This is a genomic window from Cupriavidus sp. 22TCCZM04-2 (assembly GCF_057798895.1).
Genome location: NZ_JBYOJS010000004.1, coordinates 149,823 through 175,370, shown reverse-complemented (window position 1 = coordinate 175,370; position 25,548 = coordinate 149,823). Strand labels below are relative to the sequence as shown.

22 protein-coding genes are annotated in these 25,548 nt (G+C 66.9%); 17 read left to right on the top strand and 5 right to left on the bottom strand.

What is annotated here, in order from left to right:
* Positions 1–3: 3 nt before the first annotated feature.
* The 4 genes from AC3FKG_RS08710 to AC3FKG_RS08695 all read right to left on the bottom strand — a co-directional run bounded on the left by AC3FKG_RS08710 (position 4) and on the right by AC3FKG_RS08695 (position 4,816).
* Positions 4–900, bottom strand: a complete 897-nt coding sequence (locus tag AC3FKG_RS08710; protein WP_483710405.1) for an AAA family ATPase — start codon at positions 898–900, stop codon at positions 4–6.
* Between the two features lie 190 nt (positions 901–1,090).
* The gene (locus AC3FKG_RS08705) at positions 1,091–1,891 is read right to left on the bottom strand and encodes an FAD binding domain-containing protein (protein ID WP_483710406.1); all 801 of its coding nucleotides are present in this window, start codon (positions 1,889–1,891) and stop codon (positions 1,091–1,093) included.
* Between the two features lie 30 nt (positions 1,892–1,921).
* The gene (locus AC3FKG_RS08700) at positions 1,922–4,297 is read right to left on the bottom strand and encodes a xanthine dehydrogenase family protein molybdopterin-binding subunit (protein WP_483710407.1); all 2,376 of its coding nucleotides are present in this window, start codon (positions 4,295–4,297) and stop codon (positions 1,922–1,924) included.
* Positions 4,298–4,309: 12 nt separating this feature from the next.
* Positions 4,310–4,816 (bottom strand): (2Fe-2S)-binding protein, encoded by a 507-nt coding sequence (locus tag AC3FKG_RS08695; protein ID WP_483710408.1) that lies wholly within the window; start codon positions 4,814–4,816, stop codon positions 4,310–4,312.
* Positions 4,817–5,138: 322 nt separating this feature from the next.
* Between AC3FKG_RS08695 and AC3FKG_RS08690 the strand changes: the two genes are divergently transcribed.
* The 17 genes from AC3FKG_RS08690 (at position 5,139) to AC3FKG_RS08610 (ending at position 24,969) form a co-directional block, all read left to right on the top strand.
* Positions 5,139–5,717 (top strand): YqaA family protein, encoded by a 579-nt coding sequence (locus AC3FKG_RS08690; RefSeq protein WP_483710409.1) that lies wholly within the window; start codon positions 5,139–5,141, stop codon positions 5,715–5,717.
* Between the two features lie 159 nt (positions 5,718–5,876).
* Positions 5,877–9,851, top strand: coding sequence for a DUF3683 domain-containing protein (locus AC3FKG_RS08685; RefSeq protein WP_488742863.1), 3,975 nt, complete (start codon positions 5,877–5,879; stop codon positions 9,849–9,851).
* 53 nt (positions 9,852–9,904) lie between these two features.
* Positions 9,905–10,282 carry an HIT family protein gene (locus tag AC3FKG_RS08680; protein WP_483711452.1) on the top strand — a complete coding sequence of 126 codons (378 nt, stop codon included), beginning with the start codon at positions 9,905–9,907 and terminating at the stop codon, positions 10,280–10,282.
* 133 nt (positions 10,283–10,415) lie between these two features.
* Entirely contained in the window at positions 10,416–12,281 is a 1,866-nt protein-coding gene (locus tag AC3FKG_RS08675; RefSeq protein ID WP_488742862.1) for an ABC transporter ATP-binding protein/permease, read from the top strand.
* Between the two features lie 72 nt (positions 12,282–12,353).
* Positions 12,354–12,770, top strand: coding sequence for a gamma-butyrobetaine hydroxylase family protein (locus AC3FKG_RS08670; RefSeq protein ID WP_483710412.1), 417 nt, complete (start codon positions 12,354–12,356; stop codon positions 12,768–12,770).
* A 21-nt stretch (positions 12,771–12,791) separates the two neighbouring features.
* Positions 12,792–13,523, top strand: coding sequence for a bifunctional demethylmenaquinone methyltransferase/2-methoxy-6-polyprenyl-1,4-benzoquinol methylase UbiE (gene ubiE / locus AC3FKG_RS08665; protein WP_488742861.1), 732 nt, complete (start codon positions 12,792–12,794; stop codon positions 13,521–13,523).
* A 71-nt stretch (positions 13,524–13,594) separates the two neighbouring features.
* Entirely contained in the window at positions 13,595–14,569 is a 975-nt protein-coding gene (locus tag AC3FKG_RS08660) for a Tim44 domain-containing protein (protein WP_483710414.1), read from the top strand.
* Between the two features lie 150 nt (positions 14,570–14,719).
* Positions 14,720–15,388 (top strand): ubiquinone biosynthesis accessory factor UbiJ, encoded by a 669-nt coding sequence (locus AC3FKG_RS08655; RefSeq protein ID WP_483710415.1) that lies wholly within the window; start codon positions 14,720–14,722, stop codon positions 15,386–15,388.
* 75 nt (positions 15,389–15,463) lie between these two features.
* Positions 15,464–17,038, top strand: a complete 1,575-nt coding sequence (ubiB, locus tag AC3FKG_RS08650) for a ubiquinone biosynthesis regulatory protein kinase UbiB (protein WP_483710416.1) — start codon at positions 15,464–15,466, stop codon at positions 17,036–17,038.
* A 20-nt stretch (positions 17,039–17,058) separates the two neighbouring features.
* The gene (locus tag AC3FKG_RS08645; protein WP_483710417.1) at positions 17,059–17,682 is read left to right on the top strand and encodes a methyltransferase domain-containing protein; all 624 of its coding nucleotides are present in this window, start codon (positions 17,059–17,061) and stop codon (positions 17,680–17,682) included.
* A 296-nt stretch (positions 17,683–17,978) separates the two neighbouring features.
* Complete coding sequence (locus AC3FKG_RS08640; protein WP_483710418.1) at positions 17,979–19,415, top strand: high affinity choline transporter 1; 1,437 nt, start codon at positions 17,979–17,981, stop codon at positions 19,413–19,415.
* Positions 19,416–19,609: 194 nt separating this feature from the next.
* A complete protein-coding gene (locus tag AC3FKG_RS08635) occupies positions 19,610–19,948 on the top strand; it encodes an FmdB family zinc ribbon protein (protein ID WP_483710419.1) in 339 nt (112 codons plus the stop codon).
* A gap of 13 nt (positions 19,949–19,961) precedes the next feature.
* A complete protein-coding gene (locus AC3FKG_RS08630; RefSeq protein WP_483710420.1) occupies positions 19,962–20,699 on the top strand; it encodes a DUF502 domain-containing protein in 738 nt (245 codons plus the stop codon).
* A 45-nt stretch (positions 20,700–20,744) separates the two neighbouring features.
* Positions 20,745–22,553 carry an aspartate--tRNA ligase gene (aspS, locus tag AC3FKG_RS08625; protein WP_483710421.1) on the top strand — a complete coding sequence of 603 codons (1,809 nt, stop codon included), beginning with the start codon at positions 20,745–20,747 and terminating at the stop codon, positions 22,551–22,553.
* 205 nt (positions 22,554–22,758) lie between these two features.
* Positions 22,759–23,652, top strand: a complete 894-nt coding sequence (locus tag AC3FKG_RS08620) for a hypothetical protein (RefSeq protein WP_488742860.1) — start codon at positions 22,759–22,761, stop codon at positions 23,650–23,652.
* A 73-nt stretch (positions 23,653–23,725) separates the two neighbouring features.
* Positions 23,726–24,196, top strand: a complete 471-nt coding sequence (nudB, locus tag AC3FKG_RS08615; RefSeq protein WP_483710423.1) for a dihydroneopterin triphosphate diphosphatase — start codon at positions 23,726–23,728, stop codon at positions 24,194–24,196.
* The gene (locus AC3FKG_RS08610) at positions 24,196–24,969 is read left to right on the top strand and encodes an endonuclease/exonuclease/phosphatase family protein (protein ID WP_483710424.1); all 774 of its coding nucleotides are present in this window, start codon (positions 24,196–24,198) and stop codon (positions 24,967–24,969) included. The genes nudB and AC3FKG_RS08610 overlap by 1 nt, the downstream gene beginning before the upstream one ends.
* Here the strand turns inward: AC3FKG_RS08610 and mobB are convergent.
* Positions 24,966–25,487 carry a molybdopterin-guanine dinucleotide biosynthesis protein B gene (mobB, locus tag AC3FKG_RS08605; RefSeq protein ID WP_488742859.1) on the bottom strand — a complete coding sequence of 174 codons (522 nt, stop codon included), beginning with the start codon at positions 25,485–25,487 and terminating at the stop codon, positions 24,966–24,968. The genes AC3FKG_RS08610 and mobB overlap by 4 nt on opposite strands.
* Positions 25,488–25,548 lie beyond the last annotated feature (61 nt).

The window sequence follows — 25,548 nt, the reverse complement described above, 5'->3', positions numbered from 1 at the left end:
CGGTCAGGTCGCGGCGGATGCGCCCGCGAGCAGTTCGGCCACGGTCGGCCCATCGGCGCGGGCCAGGTCGTCCTGGTACTTGAGCAGCACGCCGAGTGTGTCGCGCACGGACTGCGGGTCCAGTTCGGTCACGCCGAGCGCGGACAGCGCGCGGCACCAGTCGATGGCCTCGGCGATACCGGGCGCCTTGAACAGGTCGATGCCGCGCAGCCGGTGGATGAAATCGACGGCCTGCGCCTGCAGCCGTGCGGCGGCTTCCGGCGCGCGTGCCGCGACGATCTGCAGTTCGCGCTCGCGCTGTGGGTAACCCATCCACTGGTACAGGCAGCGGCGCTTGAGCGCGTCGTGGACCTCGCGCGTGCGGTTGGAGGTGACGATGATCAGCGGCGGCCGCTCGGCGCGGATCACGCCGATCTCGGGGATCGACACCTGGTATTCGGACAGTATCTCGAGCAGGAACGCTTCGAACGGTTCGTCGGCGCGGTCGATCTCGTCGATCAGCAGCACGCGCGGCGCGCCCGGTGCTGCGGGATCGGGCAGCAGGGCTTCGAGCAGCGGGCGTTTCAGCAGGTAGTCGTCGTGATAGAGCGACTGCGCCTCGGGGCGCTCGCCGCGCGCCTCGGCCACGCGCAGGGCCATGATCTGGCGCGGGTAGTCCCATTCGTACAGCGCGCTGGCCGCGTCGAGGCCTTCGTAGCACTGCAGGCGCAGCAGGCGCGTGCCCATGACTTCGGCCATGGCCTGCGCCAGGGCGGTCTTGCCTACGCCGGGTTCGCCTTCAAGGAACAGCGGGCGCTGCATGCGCAGGGCGAGGTACAGCACCGTCGCGGTTTCGCGGTCGGCGAAGTATTGGTGGGATTCGAGGAGCGACTGGGTTTGGTCGATGGAGGTGGGAAGCATGGGCGGCAGCGACTGAAGCGGCTGATGAACGCATTGGTTGCTCCCCGCTCCCGCTTGCGGGAGCGGGGCCGGGGGTGAGGGCCGGCGCTTGCAGTACCGGTCACCTTCACTTCGTGTGACGCCGGCCCTCACCCCCAACCCCTCTCCCCAAGGAGAGAGGGGAGCAAGGCAGAGGCTTGGTGCATGCCGGCTATCCCTTCAGCGCCGCCTCCACCGCCCGCGCCGCCAGCACCGGAATCAAATGTGCCCGGTACTCCGCCGACGCATGCAGATCGGCATTGAGCCGCGATGGATCAACCTTCACCGCCTTCGCCGCTGCCGCGGTGAAGTTGGCCGCCAGCGCCTGTTCCAGCGGCTGGCAGCGGAACACGCTGTCGGCCGCCCCGGTGACGGCAACGCGCACGTTGCCGCCGGTGCGCGCGACCATCACGCCGACCAGCGCGAAGCGAGAGGCCGGGTTGCGGAACTTGATGTAGGCCGCCTTCTCTGGCACCGGGAAGCGCACGGCGGTGATCAGTTCGTCGGGCTCCAGCGCGGTTTCATACAGGCCCTTGAAGAAGTCATCGGCCGCAATGATGCGGCGGTCGGTGACCACACTGGCGCCCAGGCCCAGCACCGCGGCGGGGTAGCAAGCGGCGGGATCGTCATTGGCAAGCGAGCCGCCAATGGTGCCCATCGCGCGCACCTGGCGGTCGCCGATGCCATCGGCCAGCGCGGCCAGCGCGGGAATGCGCTGGCGTACCTCCGCGTTGGCAGCGACGTCGGCATGGCGCGCGGCGGCGCCGATCACGATCTCGTTGCCTTCGACGCGGATATCGCTCATGCCTGGAATGCGGGCCACGTCGATAAGCGTGGACGGCGCGGACAGGCGCAGCTTCATTGCCGCCAGCAGGCTCTGGCCTCCGGCCAGGAACTTGGCGTCCGGATCGGCCCGGAGCTTGGCGACCGCTGCCTTGGCATCCGCCGCGCGTTCAAACTGGAATGCGTACATGTCGGTTTCCTTTACGGTTCGTCGGCGGACTCAGGGCCGGGCGGCCTGGATGGCCTGCCACACGCGGTGCGGCGTGGCGGGCATCTGCAGGTCCTTCACGCCAAGCGGCGACAGCGCATCGACCAGCGCGTTGATGAACGCGGGCGGCGAGCCGATGGCGCCAGCTTCGCCGCAGCCCTTCACGCCGAGCGGGTTGTGCGTGCAGGGCGTGCCCTTGGCGGTTTCCACGGTGAAGTCTGGCAGGTCGCCCGCGCGCGGCATGGCGTAGTCCATGTAGGAACCGGTCAGCAACTGGCCGCTGTCGCTGTCGTAGATGCACTGCTCCAGCATGGCCTGGCCCAGGCCCTGGCCGATGCCGCCGTGTACCTGGCCTTCGACGATCATCGGGTTGATGATGTTGCCGAAGTCGTCGACCGCGGTGAACTTCATCACCTGCGACTCGCCGGTGTCCGGATCGACCTCTACCTCGCACACATAGGCGCCCGACGGATACGTGAAGTTGGTCGGGTCGTAGAACGCGTTCTCGTTCAGGCCCGGCTCCAGCTTGTCGAGCGGATAGTTGTGCGGCACGTACGCGGTCAGCGCGACTTCACCGAAGGTCTTGGTGCGGTCCGTGCCGGCCACGCGGAACACGCCGTTGCTGAACTCGACGTCGGCATCGGACGCCTCCAGCAAGTGCGCGGCGATTTTCTTGGCCTTGGCTTCGATCTTGTCCAGCGCCTTCATGATCGCCGACCCGCCCACTGCGAGCGAGCGCGAGCCATAGGTGCCCATGCCGAACGGCACGCGCCCGGTATCGCCATGCACGATCTCGACCGACTCCAGCGCAATGCCGAGCCGGTCCGCCACGATCTGCGCGAAGGTGGTCTCGTGGCCCTGACCGTGGCTGTGCGAGCCCGTGAACACCGTCACACTGCCGGTCGGGTGCACGCGGATCTCGCCGACCTCGAACAGGCCCGCGCGCGCGCCCAATGCGCCGGCGATGTTCGACGGTGCCAGCCCGCATGCTTCGATGTAGCAGGAGTAGCCAAGGCCGCGCAGCTTGCCGCGCTGCTTTGCCTCGTCCCGGCGGGCCGGGAAGCCCTTCACGTCGGCGAGTTCCTGCGCGCGCGCGAGGCAGGGCTCGTAGTCGCCGGTGTCATAGGTCAGGCCGACCGGCGTGGCATACGGGAACTGGCGGATGAAGTTCTTGCGGCGCAGCTCGGCCGGGTCGGTCTTCAGTTCGTGCGCGGCGGCTTCCACCAGCCGTTCGACCACATAGGTGGCCTCGGGACGCCCGGCGCCGCGGTAGGCGTCCACCGGCGCGGTGTTGGTGAACACCGCCTTGACCTCGGCGTAGATGGCCGGCGTGGCGTACTGCCCGGCCAGCAGCGTCGCATAGAGGATGGTGGGCACGCTACTGGCGAAGGTCGACAGGTACGCGCCCATGTTGGCGGTGGTGTGCACGCGCATGGCCAGGAACTTGCCGTCGCTGTCGAGCGCCAGCTCGGCCTTCGTCACGTGGTCGCGGCCGTGCGCGTCGGTCAGGAACGACTCCGAACGCTCGGCGGTCCACTTGATCGGCCGGCCGACCTTCTTCGAGGCCCAGGTCAGCGCCACGTCTTCCGGATACAGGAAGATCTTCGAGCCGAAGCCGCCGCCGACGTCGGGCGCAATGATGCGCAGCCGCGATTCCGGCAGGCCCAGCACGAAGGCGCCCATCAGCAGGCGTTCCACGTGCGGGTTCTGGTTGGCCACGTAGACGGTGTAGCTGTCGTCCTGGCGCGCGTAGCTGGCGTTGACCGCGCGCGGTTCGATCGCGTTGGGAATCAGCCGGTTGTTGACGATATCGAGCGTGGTCACGTGCGCGGCTTTCGCGAACGCGGCATCGGTCGCGGCCTTGTCGCCGTGGCCCCACGTGTAGCAGGTGTTGGCCGGCACGTCGTCATGCACGAGCGTGGAGGCCGCCGCGGCATCGCCAGCGTTGACGACGGCTGGCAATTCCTCGTAGTCGACCTCGACCTTCTCGGCGGCGTCCTTCGCCTGCGCGAGCGTTTCGGCCACTACCAGGGCGACCTGGTCGCCGACATGGCGTGCCTTGCCCTGTGCGATGACAGGGTGGGGCGGCTCCTTCATCGGCGTGCCGTCGATGCTGTGGATCAGCCAGCCGCACGGCAGGCCGCCCACCTTGTCGGCGGCCATGTCCTCGCCGGTCAGCACGGCGATCACGCCGGGCGAGGCCAGCGCGGCGCTCTTGTCGATCGACCGGATGCGCGCATGCGCATGCGGCGAGCGCACGAAATAGCCGTAGCTCTGCTGCGGCAGGACGATGTCGTCGGTGTACTGGCCGTTGCCGGTCAGGAAGCGGAAGTCTTCCTTGCGCTTGACCGGCGAGCCGACGAACTTCTGCGATTCGGGTGCGTTCATGGCTGGCCTCCCTTACTCGGCGCTCGTGGCGGTGGCGCCGCGCATGGCGGCCTGCCCCTGCTGCACGGCCCTGACGATGTTGTGGTAGCCGGTGCAGCGGCACAGGTTGCCTTCGAGCTGCTGGCGAATGGCGGTGGCATCGGCGTCGGGCTGGGCCTGCACCAGCGCGGTGGCGGCCATCACCATGCCCGGCGTGCAGAAGCCGCACTGCAGGCCGTGGCATTCGCGGAAGGCTTCCTGCATCGGGTGCATCGGCGCCCCGTTGCCGACGCGTATGCCGGACAGTCCTTCGATGGTGGTGACCTCGGCCCCATCGGCCTGCACCGCGAGGATATTGCAGGACTTGACCGCGCGCCCGTCCAGGTGGACCGTGCAGGCGCCGCACTGCGCGGTGTCGCAGCCGACATGGGTGCCGGTAAGGCGAAGCTGTTCGCGCAGGAACTGGACCAGGAGGGTGTTGGGTTCTACCTGGGCGTCAACGGGCTTGCCATTGACCGTCAGGCGGATCGGAATCGCCATGCTTGTCTCCATGTGGGTGGACGCGCATGACCAATTCCCCGAAATCCCAAAATAAACAGCGCGGGACTGGCCACGACGCGGTACTGCCGTTTGCTACGGCTATTTCGTGATATTGGTGCTGCCGGTGCTGCCCACGGCCATTGCCGTGCGGGAGGAACCCCCCGGCGGCCGGCGAACGTTTGGCCGCGACGGGCTGTAACAGTTAATCACAAATCGCGGGCCACTGCCATGCGGGTTGCGCGTGCCCCGAAAGGGGGACAGCTAGAATGATCGAGACTACCCGGCACCAACTCCGGCACTAGCCCGATACCAGCCCCACGACATGGAAGCCTTCTTCGACTGGCTGTTCGACATCGTCGCCTTACCGAAGGTGGGCCTGCCCGCCATTTTCCTCGTCAGCCTGGTGTCGGCCACGCTGCTGCCGCTCGGCTCGGAACCGGCGGTGTTCGGCTATATCAAGCTCAATCCGCATATGTTCTGGCCCGCGGTGGTGGTGGCCACGCTCGGCAATACGGCGGGCGGCGCCATCGACTGGTGGCTCGGCTACGCGGCCAAGCTCGCGCTGGTGCGCTATCGCAAGCGGCGCCAGGCGCGCGAACACGAGCAGGAACATCTCGAGCATCGCAAACATGTGCGCAAGCCCACCAAGCCGAAGCTCGACGCGCGCTACTTCCACTGGATGAGGCGGCTGGGGCCGCCCACGCTGCTGGCATCATGGTTGCCGGCAATTGGTGATCCTTTGTGCACTTTAGCGGGCTGGCTGCGGCTGCCGTTCTGGCCGAGCCTGGTTTATATGGCGATCGGCAAATTCCTGCGCTACCTGGCCATGACAGCCAGCCTGCTGTGGATACCGGACAGTTTTTGGCACAACATTGCTGAAATGTTCCGCGCCTGGTTCTGAACCTGCATGTGGCAGACAGTACACAAGGCGGCGCTAAACCCTTGTTCCGGCACGGGTTGTGCCATGTTGCGGCGCGGCGAAACCGTGCCATGCAGTACAATCGCGCTTTAATGAACGATCGGCGCACACCTTCAGTGCGCCAGCAGGAAGCGGTCCCCCATGAACGCCCCACTCGTGCTCGACGCCAAGCTGGCCGCGCAGGACGCCCCTGCGCGCCTGCGTGAAATCCCCTATAACTACACGTCCTTTTCGGACCGCGAGATTGTCATCCGCCTGCTCGGCGAAGAGGCCTGGCGCATCCTGGACGAGCTGCGCGGCGAGCGCCGTACCGGCCGGTCAGCGCGCATGCTGTACGAAGTGCTGGGCGATATCTGGGTCGTACGCCGCAACCCGTACCTGCAGGACGACCTGCTCGAGAACCCCAAGCGCCGCCAGATGCTGGTGAGCGCGCTGCACCACCGCCTGGGCGAGATCGAGAAGCGCCGCGCCGCCGACCGTGCCGAGCACGCCGAGCCGGCTGCCGAGGACCGCTCGCACCGCGTGGAGCAGCTGGTCGCGTTCGCCAAGCAGGCGATCGAGGACTTCAAGAACGAGTTTGCCGCCGCCTACGACCTGCGCAAGCGCGCGCAGCGCGTGCTGGGCCGCGTCACGCAGAAGGACAACATCAAGTTCGATGGCCTGTCGCGCGTCTCGCACGTGACCGACGCGACCGACTGGCGCGTGGAATATCCGTTCGTCGTGCTGACGCCGGACACCGAGGAAGAGATCGCCGGCCTGGTGAAGGGCTGCTTCGAACTCGGCCTGACCATCATCCCGCGCGGGGGCGGCACCGGCTATACCGGCGGCGCCGTGCCGCTGACGCCGATGAGCGCGGTCATCAACACCGAGAAGCTGGAACAGCTCGGCCCGGTCGAGCAGACCGAGCTGCCGAACGTCCCGCACAAGGTTGCCACCATCTTCTCCGGCGCCGGCGTGGTGACGCGCCGCGTGGCCGACGCCGCCGACAAGGCCGGCCTGGTGTTCGCGGTGGACCCGACCTCGATCGACGCCTCCTGCATCGGCGGCAACGTCGCCATGAACGCGGGTGGCAAGAAGGCCGTGCTGTGGGGCACCGCGCTGGACAACCTGGCCTGGTGGCGCATGGTCGATCCGGAAGGCAACTGGCTGGAAGTCACGCGCCTGGACCACAACCTCGGCAAGATCCACGACGTGCCGGTCGCCACTTTCGAACTGAAGTGGTCCGACGGCAACCGTGCGCCAGGCGAGAAGGTGCTGCGCACCGAGACGCTGGCCATCGAGGGCCGCAAGTTCCGCAAGGAAGGCCTGGGCAAGGACGTCACCGACAAGTTCCTGGCGGGCCTGCCCGGCGTGCAGAAGGAAGGCTGCGACGGCATCATCACCAGCGCGCGCTGGATCCTGCACCGCATGCCGAAGTTCATCCGCACCGTGTGCCTGGAGTTCTTCGGCCAGGCGCGCGATGCGATCCCGAGCATCGTCGAGATCAAGGACTTCCTCGACGCCGAGTCGAAGACCCCGGGCGGCGCCATCCTCGCCGGCCTGGAGCACCTGGACGAGCGCTACCTGCGCGCGGTCGGCTATGCCACCAAGAGCAAGCGCAACGCCTTCCCGAAGATGGTGCTGATCGGCGATATCGTCGGCGACGATGAAGACGCCGTGGCGCGCGCCACCTCGGAAGTCATCCGCATGGCCAACGGCAAGAGCGGCGAAGGCTTTATCGCCGTGAGCCCCGAGGCCCGCAAGAAATTCTGGCTCGACCGTTCGCGCACCGCCGCCATCGCCAGGCACACCAACGCCTTCAAGATCAATGAAGACGTGGTGATCCCGCTGCCGCGCATGGGCGAGTACACCGACGGCATCGAGCGCATCAATATCGAGCTGTCGATCAAGAACAAGCTCGCGCTGGTCGACGCGCTGGAGGCCTTCTTCGCGCGCGGCAACCTGCCGCTGGGCCGCAGCGACGACGCCAACGAGATCCCAAGCGCCGAGCTGCTGGAAGACCGCGTCCAGCACGCGCTCACGCTGCTGCGCGAAATCCGCGCGCGCTGGCGCTACCTGCAGGACCACCTCGATGTGCCGCTGGCCACCGCCAAGGCGTCGCTGATCGGCCACGGCCTGGGCCTGCTCGGCCAGGCCTTCGACGCGCGCCTGGTGCAGCAGCCCGATGCCACGGTGTTCCACCTGCTGCAGGACCGCACCATCCGCGTGTCCTGGAAGGCCGAAGTGCGCGCCGAGCTGCGCAAGATCTTCAATGGCGGCGAGTTCAAGCCGATCCTCGACGAAGCGCAGGCGATCCACAAGCAGGTGCTGCGCGGGCGCGTGTTCGTGGCGCTGCATATGCACGCCGGCGACGGCAACGTGCACACCAACATCCCGGTCAACTCCGACAACTACGAGATGCTCCAGGATGCCCACCGCGCGGTGGCTCGCATCATGGACCTGGCGCGCTCGCTCGACGGCGTGATTTCCGGCGAGCACGGCATCGGCATTACCAAGCTGGAATTCCTGACCGAGGAAGAGATCGGCGACTTCCGCACCTACAAGCAGAAGGTCGATCCGCAGGGCCGCTTCAACAAGGGCAAGCTGCTGCCGGGCGCGGACCTGCGCAATGCGTACACGCCGTCGTTCGGGCTCATGGGGCACGAGTCCATCATCATGCAGCAGAGCGACATCGGCGCCATCGCCGACAGCGTCAAGGACTGCCTGCGCTGCGGCAAGTGCAAGCCGGTGTGCGCCACGCACGTGCCGCGCGCCAACCTGCTGTACAGCCCGCGCAACAAGATCCTGGCGACCTCGCTGCTGGTCGAGGCCTTCCTGTATGAAGAGCAGACCCGCCGCGGCGTGTCGATCAAGCACTGGGACGAGTTCTCGGACGTGGCCGACCACTGCACGGTGTGCCACAAGTGCGCGACGCCGTGCCCGGTCAAGATCGACTTCGGCGATGTGTCGATGAACATGCGCAACCTGCTGCGCAAGATGGGGCAGAAAAAGTTCAACCCCGGAACGGCCGCGTCGATGTTCTTCCTGAACGCCACCAACCCCGAGACCATCAACCTGACCCGCAAGGTCATGATCGACTGGGGCTACAAGGCACAGCGCCTGGGCAACGAGGTGCTGAAGAAGTTCGCGAAGAAGCAGACCGCGCATCCGCCCGCCACCGTGGGCAAGGCGCCGGTGCGCGAGCAGGTGATCCACTTCATCAACAAGAAGATGCCGGGCAACCTGCCCAAGAAGACCGCGCGCGCGCTGCTCGACATCGAGGACAACGAGATCGTGCCGATCATCCGCGACCCGAAGGCGACCACGCCCGAGACCGAAGCGGTGTTCTATTTCCCGGGCTGCGGCTCGGAGCGGCTGTTCTCGCAGGTGGGGCTGGCCACGCAGGCCATGCTCTGGCACGTGGGCGTGCAGACCGTGCTGCCGCCGGGCTACCTGTGCTGCGGTTATCCGCAGCGCGGCAACGGCCAGTATGACAAGGCCGAGAAGATGGTCACGGACAACCGCGTGCTGTTCCACCGCGTGGCCAATACGCTGAACTACCTCGACATCAAGACCGTGGTGGTCAGCTGCGGCACGTGCTACGACCAGCTCGCCGGTTATGAGTTCGAGAAGATCTTCCCGGGCTGCCGCATCATCGACATTCACGAATACCTGCTGGAAAAGGGCGTGAAGCTCGAAGGCGTGACCGGTACGCGCTACATGTACCACGACCCGTGCCACACGCCGATCAAGACCATGGACCCGACCAAGCTGGTCAATGACCTGATGGGCGGCAACGCGGGCGCCGGCAAGATCGAGAAGAACGAGCGCTGCTGCGGGGAATCCGGCACGCTGGCGGTGACCCGTCCGGATGTCTCGACGCAGATCCGCTTCCGCAAGGAAGAGGAGATGACCAAGGGCGCCGACAAGCTGCGCACCGATGGCTTCACCGGTGACGTCAAGATCCTCACCAGCTGCCCGTCGTGCCTGCAGGGGCTGTCGCGCTACAACGAAGATGCGTCGGTGCAGGCCGACTACATCGTCGTGGAAATGGCGAAGCATCTGCTGGGCGAGAACTGGATGCCGGAGTACGTGGCCAAGGCCAACGCCGGCGGCATCGAGCGGGTGCTGGTGTGACACGCGCAGCAGGTTGCCCGCTGTGTGAGGCCGACGGCGGCGAACTCGTCTGGATGGGCGACCGCGCACGCGTGATCCTGGTCGAGCACGATCGCTTCCCCGGCTTCTGCCGCATCGTCTGGAACGATCATGCGGCCGAGCTGACCGACCTGGAGGATGGCGACCAGGCCTGGCTGATGCGGCTGGTGGCGCGGGTCGAGCGCGTGGTGCGCGAGGTCATGACGCCCGACAAGATCAACCTGGCCGCGTTCGGCAATATGGTGCCGCACCTGCACTGGCATATCATTGCGCGCTACCGCTGGGACACGCATTTCCCCGAGGCAATCTGGGCGGCTCCGCAACGCGCCGCTGACGCGGCGCGAGTGGCCGAGCTGCAAGGCCGGCTGCCGGCGCTGCGTGCGGCACTTTCGGCGCTCGCCACCGACGACTGAGGCCGGCAGGCGCACGGAACCGCGTCGAGCGGGATGCGTCTGACTCGTGTTGTCATGGCAAGGGCCGCCGCGGCCCTTGCTCGTTCCAGAAGAACAAGCCCGCCGAAGCGCCGGCGGGCGAACCGCTGCCGCTATGTCCACGACCCCGACTTCCGTTACCGTACCTGGCCCGGCCGTTCCCGCCCGGGCCCTCAAGATCCAGAGCCGGCTGCGCATGGCCGCGACCTGGGCGCTGATCCGGCCCTACTGGAAGTCCGAAGACCGCAAGGCCGGCCTTGGCCTGCTGACGCTGGTGGTCGCGCTCAACCTGGGCATCGTCTATATCAACGTGCTGCTCAACGAGTGGAACCGCGTGTTCTACAACGCGCTGGAGCAGCGCGACTATGCCTCGTTCAAGGTGCTGCTGCTGCGCTTTTCGTGGATCGCGGCGTTCTTCATCGTGGCTGCCATCTCCCGGCAGTACTACACGATGATGCTCCAGATGCGCTGGCGTACCTGGATGACGAGCCAGTTCATGGGCCACTGGATGGGGCACCAGGCGTACTACCGCATCGAGCAGACGCATACCACTGACAACCCCGACCAGCGGATCTCCGACGACTTGCGCCAGTTCACCGACGGTGCGCTGACGCTATCGCTGGGCCTGCTCAATTCGGTGGTGACGCTGCTGTCCTTCGTCGGCATCCTGTGGACGGTGTCCGGCCCGATCAGCCTGGCGCTGGGTGGCAACGAAATCGTGATCCCGGGCTATATGGTGTGGTTTGCGGCGGGCTACGCGGTGATCGGTTCGCTGATTGCGCACGTGGTCGGACGGCCGCTGATCGGCCTGAATTTCCAGCAGGAACAATACGAAGCCGATTTCCGTTTCACGCTGGTGCGCCTGCGCGAGAACAGCGAACCCGTCGCGCTGTACCGCGGCGAGCCGACCGAGCAGGCCGGCCTGCGCGCGCGCTTCGACCGCATCCGCGCGAACTGGAACCAGCTGATGCGCTATACGCGGCGGCTGACCTTCGTGAGTTCCGGCTATGCCCAGTTCGCCATCATCTTCCCGATCCTTGTGGCCGCACCACGCTACTTCGCCGGCAAGATGACCCTCGGCGGCCTGATGCAGACCAGCTCCGCCTTCGGCCAGGTGCAGGGCGCGCTGTCGTGGTTCGTGGACAGCTACGCCACGCTGGTGGGCTGGAAGGCCGCGGCCAACCGGTTGATCGATTTCCAGGAAGCGATCCGCGTTGCCGAGCGGCAGGACGAGTCGCATACCGGCGTGCGCGATATCGAGGTCGAGCATAGCGGCGAGCCGCAGGCCGGGATCCGCGTCGACGGCCTGGGCCTGGCGCTGCCGGTGCGCGCCCAGCGCGGCGCGAGCGTCGGCCAGCGCCCGCTGGTGGCGCCGTTCTCGCTGTCGATCGCGCCGGGCGAGCGCTGGCTCGTGAATGGACCGTCGGGCTGCGGCAAGAGCGTGCTGTTCCGCGCGCTGGCCGGAATCTGGCCATACGGCAGCGGCACCATCACCATGCCGTCCCACGCGCGCACGCTGTTCCTGCCGCAGCGCAGCTACCTGCCGATCGGCACGCTGGCCGACGCGCTTGCCTATCCGGACGCAGGCACCGCCCACGCGGCCGAGGCGCTGCAGGCGGTGCTGAGGCAGGCGCGGCTGCCTCAGCTCGTGGACCAGCTCGATGTGTTCGACAACTGGTCGCTGCGGCTGTCGCCCGGCGAGCAGCAGCGCCTGGCCTTCGCCCGCGCGCTGCTGCAGAAGCCGCGCTACCTGTTCCTGGACGAGGCGACCAGCGCCCTCGACGAGGAGACTGAGGGCATCATGTACCGGATGGTGGTCGACGCACTGCCCGACGCCGCCATCATCAGCATTGCCCACCGCAGCACGGTCGCGGCGTTCCATGGCCGCCGCCTGCGTTATGTGCCGGATGACGGCGCCGGCACCCAAGATGGGCAAGGCGAGAGCGCTGCGGTAAGCTATCGGGTCGTATGCGAGGCGTGAACGCGTACCGCAACAGGTAGCACCACGTCGCATCACGCCAACCCACCAGGCGCCCGCGCCGGCGAACCCACTATGGCAGGCCTCGAAAAAGATACTCCCCATCCCACCGCGCTGACGGTGCACACGCAATCGCGCGTGCTTGAAGTCGGCTTCGACAACGGGCGCGACTTCCGGCTGCCGTTCGAGCTGCTGCGCGTGTATTCGCCGTCGGCCGAGGTGCAGGGGCATGGCCCCGGCCAGGAAGTGCTGCAGACCGGCAAGCGCGAGGTCGGCATTGCCGCGGTCGAGCCGGTGGGCAACTACGCCATCCAGATCCGCTTTACCGACGGCCACGATACCGGCATCTATTCCTGGGAACTGCTGTACCGCCTCGGCGACCAGCAGGATGTGCTGTGGGCCGATTACCTGCAGCGCCTGGAAGCCGCCGGCGCCGACCGCGACACGCCCATGGCGGCCGCCGGCGGCCATGGCTGCGGCCATCACCACTGATCTGTACCTGGAGTCTGAGATATGAGCGAAACCCACTTCGGGTTCGACAAGGTCGACGAATCGGAAAAGGCCGGCAAGGTCGCCGGCGTGTTCCATTCGGTCGCCAGCAAGTATGACGTGATGAACGACCTGATGTCGGGCGGCATGCACCGGCTGTGGAAGATGTTCACCATCGCCCAGGCCAACGTGCGGCCCGGCCAGAAGGTGCTGGACATCGCCGGCGGCACCGGCGACCTGGCCAAGGCGTTCGCCAGGCAGGCCGGCCCGACCGGCCAGGTCTGGCTCACGGACATCAACGAGTCGATGCTGCGCGTGGGTCGCGACCGCCTGCTCGACAAGGGCATCGTCACGCCGGTGGCGCTGTGCGACGCCGAACGCATCCCGTTCCCGGACAACTACTTCGACCTGGTCACGGTGGCCTTCGGCCTGCGCAACATGACGCACAAGGACGCCGCGCTGGCCGAAATGCGCCGCGTGGTGAAGCCCGGCGGCAAAGTCATGGTGCTGGAGTTCTCCAAGGTGTGGAAACCGCTGGAGAAGGCCTACGATATCTATTCGTTCAAGGTGCTCCCGTGGCTCGGGGAGAAGGTGGCGGGGGATGCCCCCAGCTATCGTTATCTGGCAGAATCGATCAGAATGCATCCGGACCAGGCTTCACTTGTACGCTTGATGGAACAAGTTGGGCTGGAGAAGGTCGAATACTTCAACCTGACGGCCGGAGTCGTGGCGCTCCACGTCGGGCGCAAGTACTAAATCGCCATTTCTGGCTTGAATTCGGCATTTCAGACCGGATTTGAGTGGAAACTGACAAGGGATCACTGAACATGTCTTCGATTCGCGGAAAATTCCTGGTGGGGTCGCTGATTGCCGCGATCGCGCTCGGCGCGGCGCTGGACGCCAATGCCAAGCGCATGGGCGGTTCGCGCAGCATCGGCAAGCAATCGTCCACCGTGACGCAGCAGCGCCAGCAGGCGCCGGCACAGCAAACGCCGTCGCAACAGCCGGCCCAGCAACCTGCGCAGCAGGCTGCGCCGGCCACCGCCGGGGCTGCCGGCGCAGCCGCAGCCGCGGCAAAGCCCAAGCGCAACTGGGCGGGCATGCTTGGCGGCCTTGCCGCGGGTCTGGGCATTGCGGCGCTGCTGTCGCACTTTGGCCTGGGCGGCGCGGCGGCCAGCTTCCTGGCCAACCTGATCCTGATTGCCCTGGTCGCGTTCGTGGTGATCTGGCTGATCCGCAAGTTCCGTGGCGGCAGCCAGCGCAGCCAGCAGCCGGCCTACGCCGGTGCCGGCAATGTGGGCGGCATGGGCGGCAACGCCGAGCCGATGCTGCGCCAGCAGACGCCGACGCCGGCCGCGAATCCGGTGATGCCCGCCGCGAGCGCCGCGCCGCTCGCCGGCGATACCGTGGCCCAGCAGCCGTGGGGCGTGCCGGCCGACTTCGACACCGAAGCCTTCCTGCGCAATGCCAAGGTGCATTTCGTGCGCCTGCAGGCGGCGTGGGATGCCGGCAACCTCGACGACATCCGCGAATTCACGACGCCGGAAATGTTTGCCGAGATCAAGATGGACCTGGCCGAGCGCGGCACCGAAGTCAACAAGACGGACGTGGTCACGCTGGAAGCGCAGATGCTGGGCATTGAATCGTCGCCGACCCAGCACCTGGCCAGCGTGCGCTTCTCGGGCATGATCCGCGAGCGCGCCGGCGAAGCGGCGCAGCCGTTCGCCGAGGTCTGGAACCTGGCCAAGCCGGTTTCCGGAACGGGCGGCTGGCTGCTGGCCGGTATCCAGCAGGAATCCTGAGTGCAGTCAGTGCCCCATGGCGGCGACGCCAGCGGGGAGTAGCTTAGAATGGAGGGCCCGTGCGCAAGCGCGGGCCTTTTCCGTTTGGAGGCGGCGCCCGGCGCTTTTGCCGGCCCTGCCTGTCCAGCCGTTCGCAGCAAGCCAATCGCCATGAACCCTCTGCCTTCCGCCCTGGCCGCGCCCGCCGTTGCCGCGCTGAACCACCTGCTCGAACAGGAACCCTGGGCCCGTGGCCAACTGGCGGCGTTTGCCGGCCGCGTGGTCCGGCTCGACGCGGCCGCGTTCGCGCTGTCGCTGCGCGTGACCGAGGACGGTGCCATCGAGCTGGCGCCCGCGGCCGAAGCGCCGGCGGTCACGATTTTGGTGCCGCTGCAGCAATGGCCGCTGGTTGCCGCCGACGTGGCGGACGGCGGCCAGGCCGCGGCGATGCGCCATGTGCGCATCGAAGGCGACGCCGAGCTGGCCAACACGGTTTCGATGCTGGCGCGCAACCTGCGCTGGGACGCGGCCGAGGACTTGTCGCGCGCGTTTCGCGGGATCCTCGGCGGCCCGCTCAGCGACAGCCTGGCCCAGCGCATGGTCGATGGCGCGCGCCAGGCCCATGAGCAGGCTACGCGCGTCGGGCGCACGCTGGTCGAGAACGTCACCGAGTACCTGCTGGATGAAAAGCCGACGCTGGTGCGCCATGGGGCGCTGGACGGCTTTGGCGCCGACGTGGGCCGCCTGCGCGATGACCTGGCCCGCCTGGAGAAACGCCTGGAGCGGCTCGAGCGCGCCCGTCCCGCCGGGTCGACGGCGCTGCCGTCCGCCCATCGCTGATCGCGCCGCCGGCATGACGCCAATTTCTGCTGCCGCCCGCCTCGCGCAGCGCCACCGTTTCCTGAACTCCGTCGCATGACCCGCCTTCTGCGCCTCGGCAAGATCCTCTTCGTCATCCTGTACTACGGGCTGGACGAGCTTGTGCTGTCCGGTTTCCAGAACCGCAAGATCCGCTTCCTGGTCCGCGTCATGACCATCGGGCGCAAGCTGGACATGCCGCGCGGCGAGCGGCTGCGGCTGGCGCTGACCAAGCTTGGGCCGATCTTCGTCAAGTTCGGCCAGGTCCTGTCCACGCGCCGCGACCTGATGCCGCCGGATATCGCCGACGAGCTGGCGATGTTGCAGGACCAGGTGCCGCCTTTCGACTCGGCGGTGGCCGTGCGGATCGTCGAGCGTTCGCTCGGGCGCTCGCTCGACGAGCTGTTCGAGACGTTCGAGCACCAGCCCGTGGCCAGCGCGTCCATCGCGCAGGTGCACTTCGCCACGCTGCGGGGCGGCCCGAACCATGGCCGCGAGGTGGCCGTCAAGGTGCTGCGGCCCGGCATGCTGCCGGTGATCGACAGCGACCTGGCGCTGATGCGCGACATGGCCACCTGGCTCGAGCGTTTCTGGGCCGACGGCAAGCGCCTGAAGCCGCGCGAGGTGGTGGCCGAGTTCGACAAGTACCTGCACGACGAACTCGACCTGATGATCGAGGCGGCCAACGCCAGCCAGCTGCGCCGCAACTTTGCCGATACCAACCTGCTGCTGGTGCCCGAAGTGTTCTGGGACTGGTGCAGCAGCACGGTGTTCGTGATGGAGCGCATGCACGGCATCCCGATCTCGCGCACCGAATCGCTCAAGGCGGCCGGCGTCGACATGCACCAGCTCGCGGAAGAGGGCGTCGAGATCTTCTTCACGCAGGTGTTCCGCGACGGCTTCTTCCATGCCGACATGCACCCCGGCAACATCCTGGTATCGGTGCAGCCGGAAACCTTTGGCCGCTATATCGCACTGGACTTCGGCATCGTCGGCGCGCTGTCGGAATTCGACAAGAACTACCTGGCGCAGAATTTCATCGCCTTCTTCCGCCGCGACTATCACCGCGTGGCGCTGCTGCACGTGGAATCGGGCTGGGTGCCGCCCGACACTCGCGTGGAAGAACTCGAAAGCGCGGTGCGCGCCTGCTGCGAGCCGTACTTCGACAAGCCGCTCAAGGAAATCTCGCTGGGCATGGTGCTGATGCGCCTGTTCCAGACCTCGCGCCGCTTCAACGTCGAGATCCAGCCGCAGCTGGTGCTGCTGCAGAAGACGCTGCTCAATATCGAAGGCCTGGGCCGCCAGCTCGACCCCGACCTGGACCTGTGGAAAACCGCAAAGCCGTTCCTTGAACGCTGGATGCACGAGCAGGTGGGCTGGAAGGGCGCGTGGGAACGGATCCAGGTCGAGGCGCCGCTGTGGGCCAAGATGCTGCCCGACTTCCCGCGCCTGGCGCACCAGTTCCTGGAGCGCCGCGCGCTGAACACCAATGGCGAGCAGGAGCGGCTGCTGGCCATGCTCGTCACCGAGCAGCGCCGCACCAACCGGCTGGTCGGCACCGTGCTGCTGCTGGTCGGCGGCTTCCTGGCCGGCATCGTGCTGACCCATCTGCTGGCGTGGTCCGGCTACTGACGGCTCGAAGGAGAGACCACATGAACCCGGCCGACAAGGCAGCCAGCCCGCCGTCCTTCACCACCCGCAATGCCGCGGACCCGGCGTTCTGGGACGAGCGCTTCGAACAAGGCTTCACGCCCTGGGACCTGCAAGGCGTGCCGGCGGAGTTCCAGCAGTTCGTGACCGGCAAGACGCCGTGCCCGACGCTGGTACCCGGCTGCGGCAACGGCTGGGAAGCGGGCTGGCTGTTCGAGCGCGGCTGGCCGGTCACGGCGATCGACTTTTCGCCGCAGGCGGTCGCCTCGGCCCGCCGTGCGCTGGGCCCGGCCGCCGCGATCGTGCGCGAGGCGGATTTTTTCGCCTATACGCCGGAGCCGCGCTGCGAACTGATCTACGAGCGCGCCTTTCTCTGCGCGCTGCCGCCGACGCTGCGGGAAGCCTACGCCGAACGCGTGGCGGCGCTGCTGCCGGCCGGTGGCCTGCTGGCCGGTTATTTCTTTCTGGGCGACAAGCGCGGCGGGCCGCCGTTTGCGATGCTGGCGTCCGACCTGGATGCCCTGCTGGAGCCCGCCTTCGAACGGATCGATGACCGCCCGTCCGCCGCACCGCTGCCGGTCTTCGAAGGGCAGGAGCGCTGGCAGGTCTGGCGCCGCCGGGCCTGACGCAGGCGGCGGCGCAACAGTCCGGCGCCTGCGCTGTGGCCGTTACGCTGCACGGCCGGCCCGATCGGGCCCGGCATCGGATTTTTCTTCGCCGGCCAAGTTCTGCGTCGCTATAATCCGCGTTTTGATTCGGCTACGACCGCAGGCCAAGTGCGCCATCCCGCTCAGGGGACCGGCGTCGCAATGCCCCTCAAGCGGCCCCGACCGATGAATTGGACTCCGGGACGGCAGCCCAGCACCTGCGCCCCGGCATTCGGTTTCTCGCCACAAGGGCACTTTCTGCATAGGGCAGCGGCATGCTGATCTGGTTCGTCATCATCTACTGGGTAATCTCGGTCGGCATCGGCTTGTGGGCCGCGCTGCGCGTGCGCAACACCGCCGATTTCGCCGTGGCCGGGCGCAGCCTGCCGTTCTACGTGGTCACCGCCACCGTCTTCGCCACCTGGTTCGGTTCCGAAACCGTGCTGGGCATTCCCGCCGTATTCCTGAAAGAAGGCCTGTCCGGCGTGGTCTCGGACCCGTTCGGCTCGTCGCTGTGCCTGATCCTGGTGGGCCTGTTCTTCGCGCGGCCGCTGTACCGGATGAACCTGCTCACCATCGGCGACTACTACCACAACCGCTACGGGCGGCTGGCCGAGGTGCTGACCACGCTGTGCATCGTGGTGTCCTACCTGGGCTGGGTGGCGGCGCAGATCAAGGCGCTCGGGCTGGTGTTCTACACGGTCTCCGACGGCGCGCTGTCGCAGGACGCCGGCATGATGATCGGCGCGGCCAGCGTGCTCGTGTACACGCTTTTCGGCGGCATGTGGGCGGTGGCGGTGACGGACTTCCTCCAGATGATCATCATCGTGGTGGGCATGCTCTACATCGGCTACGAGGTCAGCGGCCAGGCCGGCGGCGTGGTGGCGGTGGTGTCGCATGCGGCGGCAGCCGGCAAGTTCGAGTTCCTGCCCTCGCTGGACCTGGTGCAGATCATCGGGTTTGCGGCGGCGCTGTTCACCATGATGCTCGGCTCGATTCCGCAGCAGGACGTGTTCCAGCGCGTGACGTCGTCGCGCACCGAAAAGATTGCCGGGCGCGCGTCGGTGCTGGGCGGCGTGCTGTATTTCTTCTTCGCCTTCATCCCGATGTTCCTGGCCTATTCGGCCACGCTGATCGATCCGGGCATGGTGGCGAAATACATCAACTCGGATTCCCAGCTGATCCTGCCGCAGCTGATCCTGCAGCACGCGCCGATGTTCGCGCAGGTGATGTTCTTCGGCGCGCTGCTGTCGGCCATCAAGAGCTGCGCCTCGGCGACGCTGCTGGCGCCCTCGGTGACGTTCGCCGAGAACATCCTGCGGCCGTATTTCCGGCATCTCGACGACCGCAAGTTCCTGCGCGTGATGCAGACGGTCGTGCTGGTGTTCACGGGGCTGGTGACCCTGTTCGCGCTGAACTCGCACCTGTCGATCTTCCATATGGTCGAAAATGCCTACAAGGTCACTCTGGTGTCGTCGTTCGTGCCGCTGGCCTTCGGCATGTTCTGGAAGCCCGCCACGCGCCAGGGCGGCCTGGCGGCCATCCTGCTGGGCCTCGGGTCCTGGCTGACCTGCGAGATCGCGTTCGCCGACGCAACCATGCCGCCGCAGATGGTCGGCCTGCTGTTCTCGATCAGCGGCATGGTGGTCGGATCGCTGCTGCCGCAGTGGATTGCGGATCATGCGCCGGTCCAGGAAGTACATATCGCCTGACCGCTACCTCGGCGGGACGGCTGCCTGATGGCACGAGGCCGGTCCTGGCGGCCGAATGTGCTGCTTCGTGCCCGTATTTCCTCCCGTCAGGCAACCCCGTAAGGGTTTATAATTCAAGGCTTTGCATCGTCGCGCGCGCTCGCGCGGACGACGCCTGCGTTGTTCCGATCCTGATTTTTCGCCAAAGACATACCATGCCGATCTATGCCTACCGTTGCGACGCCTGCGGCCACGGGCGCGATGTGCTGCAGAAGATGAGCGACGCTCCGCTGACCGACTGCCCGTCCTGCGGCGCCGCCGGAAGCTTCAAGAAGCAGCTGACCGCGGCCGGTTTCCAGCTTAAGGGTTCGGGCTGGTACGTGACCGATTTCCGCGGTGGCAGCGGCGGCACCAGCGCCGCGGCGACCTCCGGCGCGGCGGCGCCTGCCGCTGCCGAGAGCACGGCTGCGGCATCGACCGAATCGTCCGCCAGCACCACGGCTTCCTCGGCGCCCGCCGCTGGCGGTTGCGGCAGCGCCTGCGCCTGCCACTGAACGCAGGACGGCCGTGGTCGCTAAGAAAACCTCCGCGCTGAAGACCTGGTTCCTGACCGGGTTGCTGGTGCTCGTGCCGCTGGGCATCACGCTGTGGGTGCTCAGCCTGGTCATCGGCACCATGGACCAGAGCCTGGCGCTGCTGCCCGAGGCCTGGCGCCCGGACCAGCTGCTCTTCGGCAAGCGCGTGACCGGCCTTGGCGCCATCCTGACGCTGCTGTGCATCCTCCTGGTCGGGCTGCTCGCGCACAATTTCATCGGCCAGCGCCTGGTGCGCTGGTGGGAAGCGCTGCTGGGCCATATCCCGGTGGTGGGCCCGATCTACACCAGCGTCAAGCAGGTCTCCGACACGCTGCTGTCGTCGTCGGGCAATGCCTTCCGCAAGGCGCTGCTCGTGCAGTACCCGCGTGAAGGCTCGTGGACCATCGCCTTCCTGACCGGCCGTCCGGGCGGCGATGTGCAGAACCACCTGCAGGGCGAATACGTCAGCGTCTACGTGCCGACCACGCCCAATCCGACCTCGGGCTTCTTCCTGATGATGCCCAAGGCCGACACCATCGAACTCGACATGACCGTCGACGCCGCGCTCAAGTACATCGTATCGATGGGCGTGGTGGCACCGGCGGACCTGCCCCGCAAAAACGGCGGCCCGAGCCGCCCGGCGGATCCCGTCAGCCCTGCCAGGGCGACCGGCGCTGATGCCGGCCACGCGGCAGCGGTCGAGACGGCCGATCCTTCGCATACCAATTGATCACGGGCCGCCCGGCGGGCGGTCGCGTATTACCGGGAAACATCTATGTCCTCCATGCGTACTCACTACTGCGGTCTGGTGACCGAACAACTTTCGGGCCAGGAAGTGGCCCTGACCGGCTGGGTGCAGCGCCGCCGCGACCATGGCGGCGTGATCTTCATCGACCTGCGCGACCGCGAAGGCCTGGTGCAGGTGGTGTGCGACCCGGACCGCCCGGAGATGTTCAAGGCCGCGGAAGAGATCCGCAACGAGTTCTGCATCCGCATTACCGGCAAGGTGCGTCCGCGCCCGGCCGGCACCGAGAACACCAACCTGACCTCGGGCAAGATCGAGGTGCTGTGCCATGAACTGACCGTGCTGAACCCGTCGGTCACGCCGCCGTTCCAGCTCGACGACGACAACCTGTCGGAAACCACCCGCCTGACGCACCGCGTGCTGGACCTGCGCCGTCCGCAGATGCAGTACAACCTGCGCCTGCGCTACAAGGTGGCGATGGAAGTCCGCAAGTTCCTCGATGCGCAAGGCTTTATCGACATCGAAACGCCGATGCTCGGCAAGAGCACGCCGGAAGGCGCGCGCGACTACCTGGTGCCGTCGCGCGTGAACCCGGGCCACTTCTTCGCGCTGCCGCAGTCGCCGCAGATCTTCAAGCAGATGCTGATGGTGTCGGGCTTCGACCGCTACTACCAGATCACCAAGTGCTTCCGCGACGAAGACCTGCGCGCCGACCGCCAGCCGGAATTCACGCAGATCGACTGCGAGACGTCGTTCCTTACCGAACAGGAAATCCGTGACCTGTTCGAGGACATGATGCGCGTGGTGTTCAAGAACGCCATCGACGTCGACCTGGACGCGAAGTTCCCGGTGATGGAGTTCCGCGAAGCCATGGCCCGCTTCGGCTCGGACAAGCCGGACCTGCGCGTGAAGCTCGAATTCACCGATCTGACCGACGTGATGAAGGACGTCGACTTCAAGGTGTTCTCGGGCCCCGCCAACAGCGACAACGGCCGCGTGGTCGGCCTGCGCGTGCCGGGTGGCAGTGCGATTTCGCGCGGCGAGATCGACGCCTACACCCAGTTCGTCGGCATCTACGGCGCCAAGGGCCTGGCCTGGGTCAAGGTCAACGAAGTCGCCAAGGGCCGTGACGGCCTGCAGTCGCCGATCGTCAAGAACCTGCATGACGCGGCCATTGCCGAGATCCTGAAGCGCACCGGCGCCCAGGACGGCGACATCATCTTCTTCGGCGCCGACAAGGCCAAGGTGGTCAACGACGCCATCGGCGCGCTGCGCCTGAAGATCGGCCACTCGGAATTCGGCAAGGCCAACGGCCTGTTCGAAGACGTGTGGAAGCCGCTGTGGGTGATCGACTTCCCGATGTTCGAGTACGACGAGGAAGACGCGCGCTGGGTCGCCATGCACCACCCGTTCACCAGCCCCAAGGACGAGCACCTGCAGTACCTGGAAACCGACCCGGGCAAGTGCATCGCCAAGGCCTACGACATGGTGCTGAACGGCTGGGAAATGGGCGGCGGTTCGGTCCGTATCTATCGCTCGGACATCCAGAGCAAGGTGTTCCGCGCGCTGAAGATCAGCGACGAGGAAGCCCGCGCCAAGTTCGGCTACCTGCTTGATGCGCTGCAGTATGGCGCACCTCCGCATGGCGGCCTGGCGTTCGGCCTGGACCGTATCGTCACCATGATGGCCGGTGCCGATTCGATCCGCGACGTGATCGCCTTCCCGAAAACCCAGCGCGCCCAGGACCTGCTGACGCAGGCGCCGAGCGCGGTCGACGAAAAGCAGCTGCGCGAACTCCATATCCGCCTGCGCGCCACCGAGCCGAAGACCACGGTCTGAGCCTGACGGTTGCGACCGACAAAAAAACCGCGCCTTGTGGCGCGGTTTTTTCGTTTCTGGTCGAAGTGATTCCGGAGCCGGACAGCGCGCCAAAGTTTCCATTTGTTACTGGTCGGAACATCGCCCGGGCTCGCAGTGTCTCTTTTATCTAGGCGTTGACCGAGCTCCCGCATTGAAGGTGGCCGGCGCGCGGGAGGAAAATAACGTGAACCTGGATACAGACCTGATCCGCCAGTTCCTGCTGGCCCATGCCGAAACGCTCGTGACCTGGCTGGTGGCCGGCCTGGTCATGATGCTGCTGGCACGCTTCGAGCTGCGCCGCGCGGTACGCAAGTCGGCGCGGGCCATGTCGGAATCGGTGGCAACGACAGTGGCGGCCTGTGTGCCCGACATTGCCCACGCCGCCGCGCAGGCGACCAGCGGGGGGGGCGTGGTCGAGCCGGTGGAATCGAAGCGTGCCGACGCCCTGCGCCACGTGGCGCTGGACACCGTGGCCGCCGTGATGGCGCGCGGCCGCTGGCTGGAAGAGCTGGGCAACCTGCGCATTCCCGACGATGCCCTGTTGAGCGGCCAGCGTGCCGCCGGTGCCGATCCGCTGCTGGTGGTGGCGCCGCAGCCCGTGGTGCAGGCCTACCTGTTCGCGCAGCGCACCTTCGAGGAAGAAGCCGCGCGCGTGCAGGACAGCCGCCGCGACGCCCTGCGCCGGCAGGACGCGCTCCGTGCGCTCGAGGCCGAGGCGGCCCACGTCGAGCAGGAGACCGCCAGCATCGTGATGCGCTTCGAACAGGCGAACGCCCGCTCGGCACAGCGTGAGGAAGCCGGCGATCACCAGCGCTTCCTGATCCAGAAGTACAACGCCCTGGGCCAGCGCGAAAAGGAAATCGTCCAGCAGCGCGGCATCCTGCGCGAGCAGGCGCAGGGCAGTGCCGACGACCTGGCATTCCAGGCGCGCGACGCCGCGCTGCGCTACCGGGAAGCGCTTGCGCCGCTGATGCAGCAGCTGCGCGAAGCCTGGGGGCACGGCGACGCGCCCGACGTCTTCGACACCTGGCTGAGCATCGACCCGATGCACCCCGAAACCGAACGCGACGCCGCCTGAACGCGGCGGTCATTGGCGTCGCAAGCGGGCGCGGCTGCGCTATCCTTGGGGGTGTCCATCGGACCCATGTTCCATGTCCTACAAGATCCCTGAATCCGTGCTGGTCGTGATCTACACGCCAGATCTCCAAGTGCTGTTGCTGGAGCGCGCCGATCGGCCGGGCTTCTGGCAGTCCGTGACCGGCAGCCTGGACACCCATGACGAGCCGCTGGCGCTGACCGCCGCGCGCGAAGTGTTCGAGGAGACCGGCATCATCGCCGGCGAACACCAGCTCGCCGACTGGCAGCACACCATCCAGTACGACATCTATCCGCAGTGGCGCCACCGGTATGAGGCCGGCGTCACGCGCAACACCGAACACTGGTTTGGCCTGTGCGTATCCGGGCCGCTGCCCGTGACGCTTGCGCCACGCGAGCACCTGCAGTCGCGCTGGCTGCCATGGGAAGCCGCCGCGCAACAGTGCTTCTCCAGCAGCAACGCGGAGGCGGTGCGCCAGCTTGCCTGGCGCGGTGCGGGCAGGCCGGCCGTCTGTGGAGCGGGTTGATGAAGCTGCGCGTGGTCACCTACAACATCCACAAGGGCGTGACCGGCATTTCGCGCCGCCCCCGAATCCAGAACGTGCGCGCAGGGCTGCAGGCCATGGACGCCGATATCGTGTTCCTGCAGGAGGTCCAGGACCGCAACGACCGACTGGTCGCCGCGGCGCTGTTCGATCCCGAGCACACGCAGCTGAACTACCTGGCCACGGATGCTTACCCGCACTCCGTGTATGGGCGCAACGCTGTCTACGAACATGGCCACCACGGCAACGCGATCCTGTCGCGACATCCGATCCTGATGTCGGAGAACCTCGATATCTCCGATCACCGCTTCGAGCAGCGCGGGCTGTTGCATGCGGTGGCCGACGTGAACGGCAGGGAAGCCCACCTGATCTGCGTGCATTTCGGCCTGTTCGCGCGCAGCCGCGCGCGCCAGGCCGAGGCGCTGGTCGAGCGCGTGCGCAACGTGGTGCCGCCCTCGGCGCCGCTGGTGATCGCCGGCGATTTCAACGACTGGAACCACCGGCTCGACGCGCAGATCTGCAACACGCTTGGCGCGGTGGAAGCGTCTCACGCACGCGGCGCGCGCCTGCATACTTTTCCGAGCCACATGCCGTGGTGGCAACTCGACCGCATCTACGTGCGCGGCTTCGAGATCGAGCGGGCGCATGCCCTGACCGGGCGCGACTGGGCGCAGCGCTCGGACCACGTGCCGCTGGTGGCGGAGCTGGCACAGAACGCCGATGACGGCAGCGCGGCCGGCGGGAAGGCCGCCTAGCCGGTTTGGGCCTGGTCCAGCCGGCTGTGGATGAACTGAAAGATCGCGTCGGGATCGCCCAGGTCCAGCACCGGCAGGGACGTCATCTGCGCCACGGCTTGCGGCGCATCGGTGGCCACGGCGACCACACCAGGTACTTCATCCCATAGGGGCGCACGCCCCAGCGATGGGCGAAACACTTCGAGCTTCGGGAAATCGCTGCGTTTGTAGCCTTCGACCAGAACCAGGTCGGTATCCGCCGGCAGCACGGCGAGCGCATCGTCGAGTTCCGGCGACGGGACATCCTCGGGGTAATGGCGCATCAGCGTCATGTGTCGCGCGCCGACCAGCACCACATTGCTGCAGCCGGACTCGCGCATGCGCCAGGAGTCCTTGCCCGGTGTATCGGGGTCGAAGCCGTGGTGCGTGTGCTTGATGCCGTTGACCCGCATGCCGGTGGCGACGAAGCGCGGGATCAGCGCGTCGAGCAGCGTGGTCTTGCCGCTGCCCGACGAGCCGGTGATGCCGAATACCTTCACAGTGCTGTCCCTGGGTGCCTGAGTGCATCGACGATAGCAGAGATGCGCCGCACGATGTGCA

Coding starts and splice junctions, on each gene's coding strand:
- AC3FKG_RS08710 (WP_483710405.1), bottom strand. CDS start 900: ATGCTTCCCACCTCCATCGACCAAACCCAGTCGCTCCTCGAATCCCAC.
- AC3FKG_RS08705 (WP_483710406.1), bottom strand. CDS start 1,891: ATGTACGCATTCCAGTTTGAACGCGCGGCGGATGCCAAGGCAGCGGTC.
- AC3FKG_RS08700 (WP_483710407.1), bottom strand. CDS start 4,297: ATGAACGCACCCGAATCGCAGAAGTTCGTCGGCTCGCCGGTCAAGCGC.
- AC3FKG_RS08695 (WP_483710408.1), bottom strand. CDS start 4,816: ATGGCGATTCCGATCCGCCTGACGGTCAATGGCAAGCCCGTTGACGCC.
- AC3FKG_RS08690 (WP_483710409.1), top strand. CDS start 5,139: ATGGAAGCCTTCTTCGACTGGCTGTTCGACATCGTCGCCTTACCGAAG.
- AC3FKG_RS08685 (WP_488742863.1), top strand. CDS start 5,877: ATGAACGCCCCACTCGTGCTCGACGCCAAGCTGGCCGCGCAGGACGCC.
- AC3FKG_RS08680 (WP_483711452.1), top strand. CDS start 9,905: ATGGGCGACCGCGCACGCGTGATCCTGGTCGAGCACGATCGCTTCCCC.
- AC3FKG_RS08675 (WP_488742862.1), top strand. CDS start 10,416: ATGTCCACGACCCCGACTTCCGTTACCGTACCTGGCCCGGCCGTTCCC.
- AC3FKG_RS08670 (WP_483710412.1), top strand. CDS start 12,354: ATGGCAGGCCTCGAAAAAGATACTCCCCATCCCACCGCGCTGACGGTG.
- ubiE (WP_488742861.1), top strand. CDS start 12,792: ATGAGCGAAACCCACTTCGGGTTCGACAAGGTCGACGAATCGGAAAAG.
- AC3FKG_RS08660 (WP_483710414.1), top strand. CDS start 13,595: ATGTCTTCGATTCGCGGAAAATTCCTGGTGGGGTCGCTGATTGCCGCG.
- AC3FKG_RS08655 (WP_483710415.1), top strand. CDS start 14,720: ATGAACCCTCTGCCTTCCGCCCTGGCCGCGCCCGCCGTTGCCGCGCTG.
- ubiB (WP_483710416.1), top strand. CDS start 15,464: ATGACCCGCCTTCTGCGCCTCGGCAAGATCCTCTTCGTCATCCTGTAC.
- AC3FKG_RS08645 (WP_483710417.1), top strand. CDS start 17,059: ATGAACCCGGCCGACAAGGCAGCCAGCCCGCCGTCCTTCACCACCCGC.
- AC3FKG_RS08640 (WP_483710418.1), top strand. CDS start 17,979: ATGCTGATCTGGTTCGTCATCATCTACTGGGTAATCTCGGTCGGCATC.
- AC3FKG_RS08635 (WP_483710419.1), top strand. CDS start 19,610: ATGCCGATCTATGCCTACCGTTGCGACGCCTGCGGCCACGGGCGCGAT.
- aspS (WP_483710421.1), top strand. CDS start 20,745: ATGTCCTCCATGCGTACTCACTACTGCGGTCTGGTGACCGAACAACTT.
- nudB (WP_483710423.1), top strand. CDS start 23,726: ATGTCCTACAAGATCCCTGAATCCGTGCTGGTCGTGATCTACACGCCA.
- AC3FKG_RS08610 (WP_483710424.1), top strand. CDS start 24,196: ATGAAGCTGCGCGTGGTCACCTACAACATCCACAAGGGCGTGACCGGC.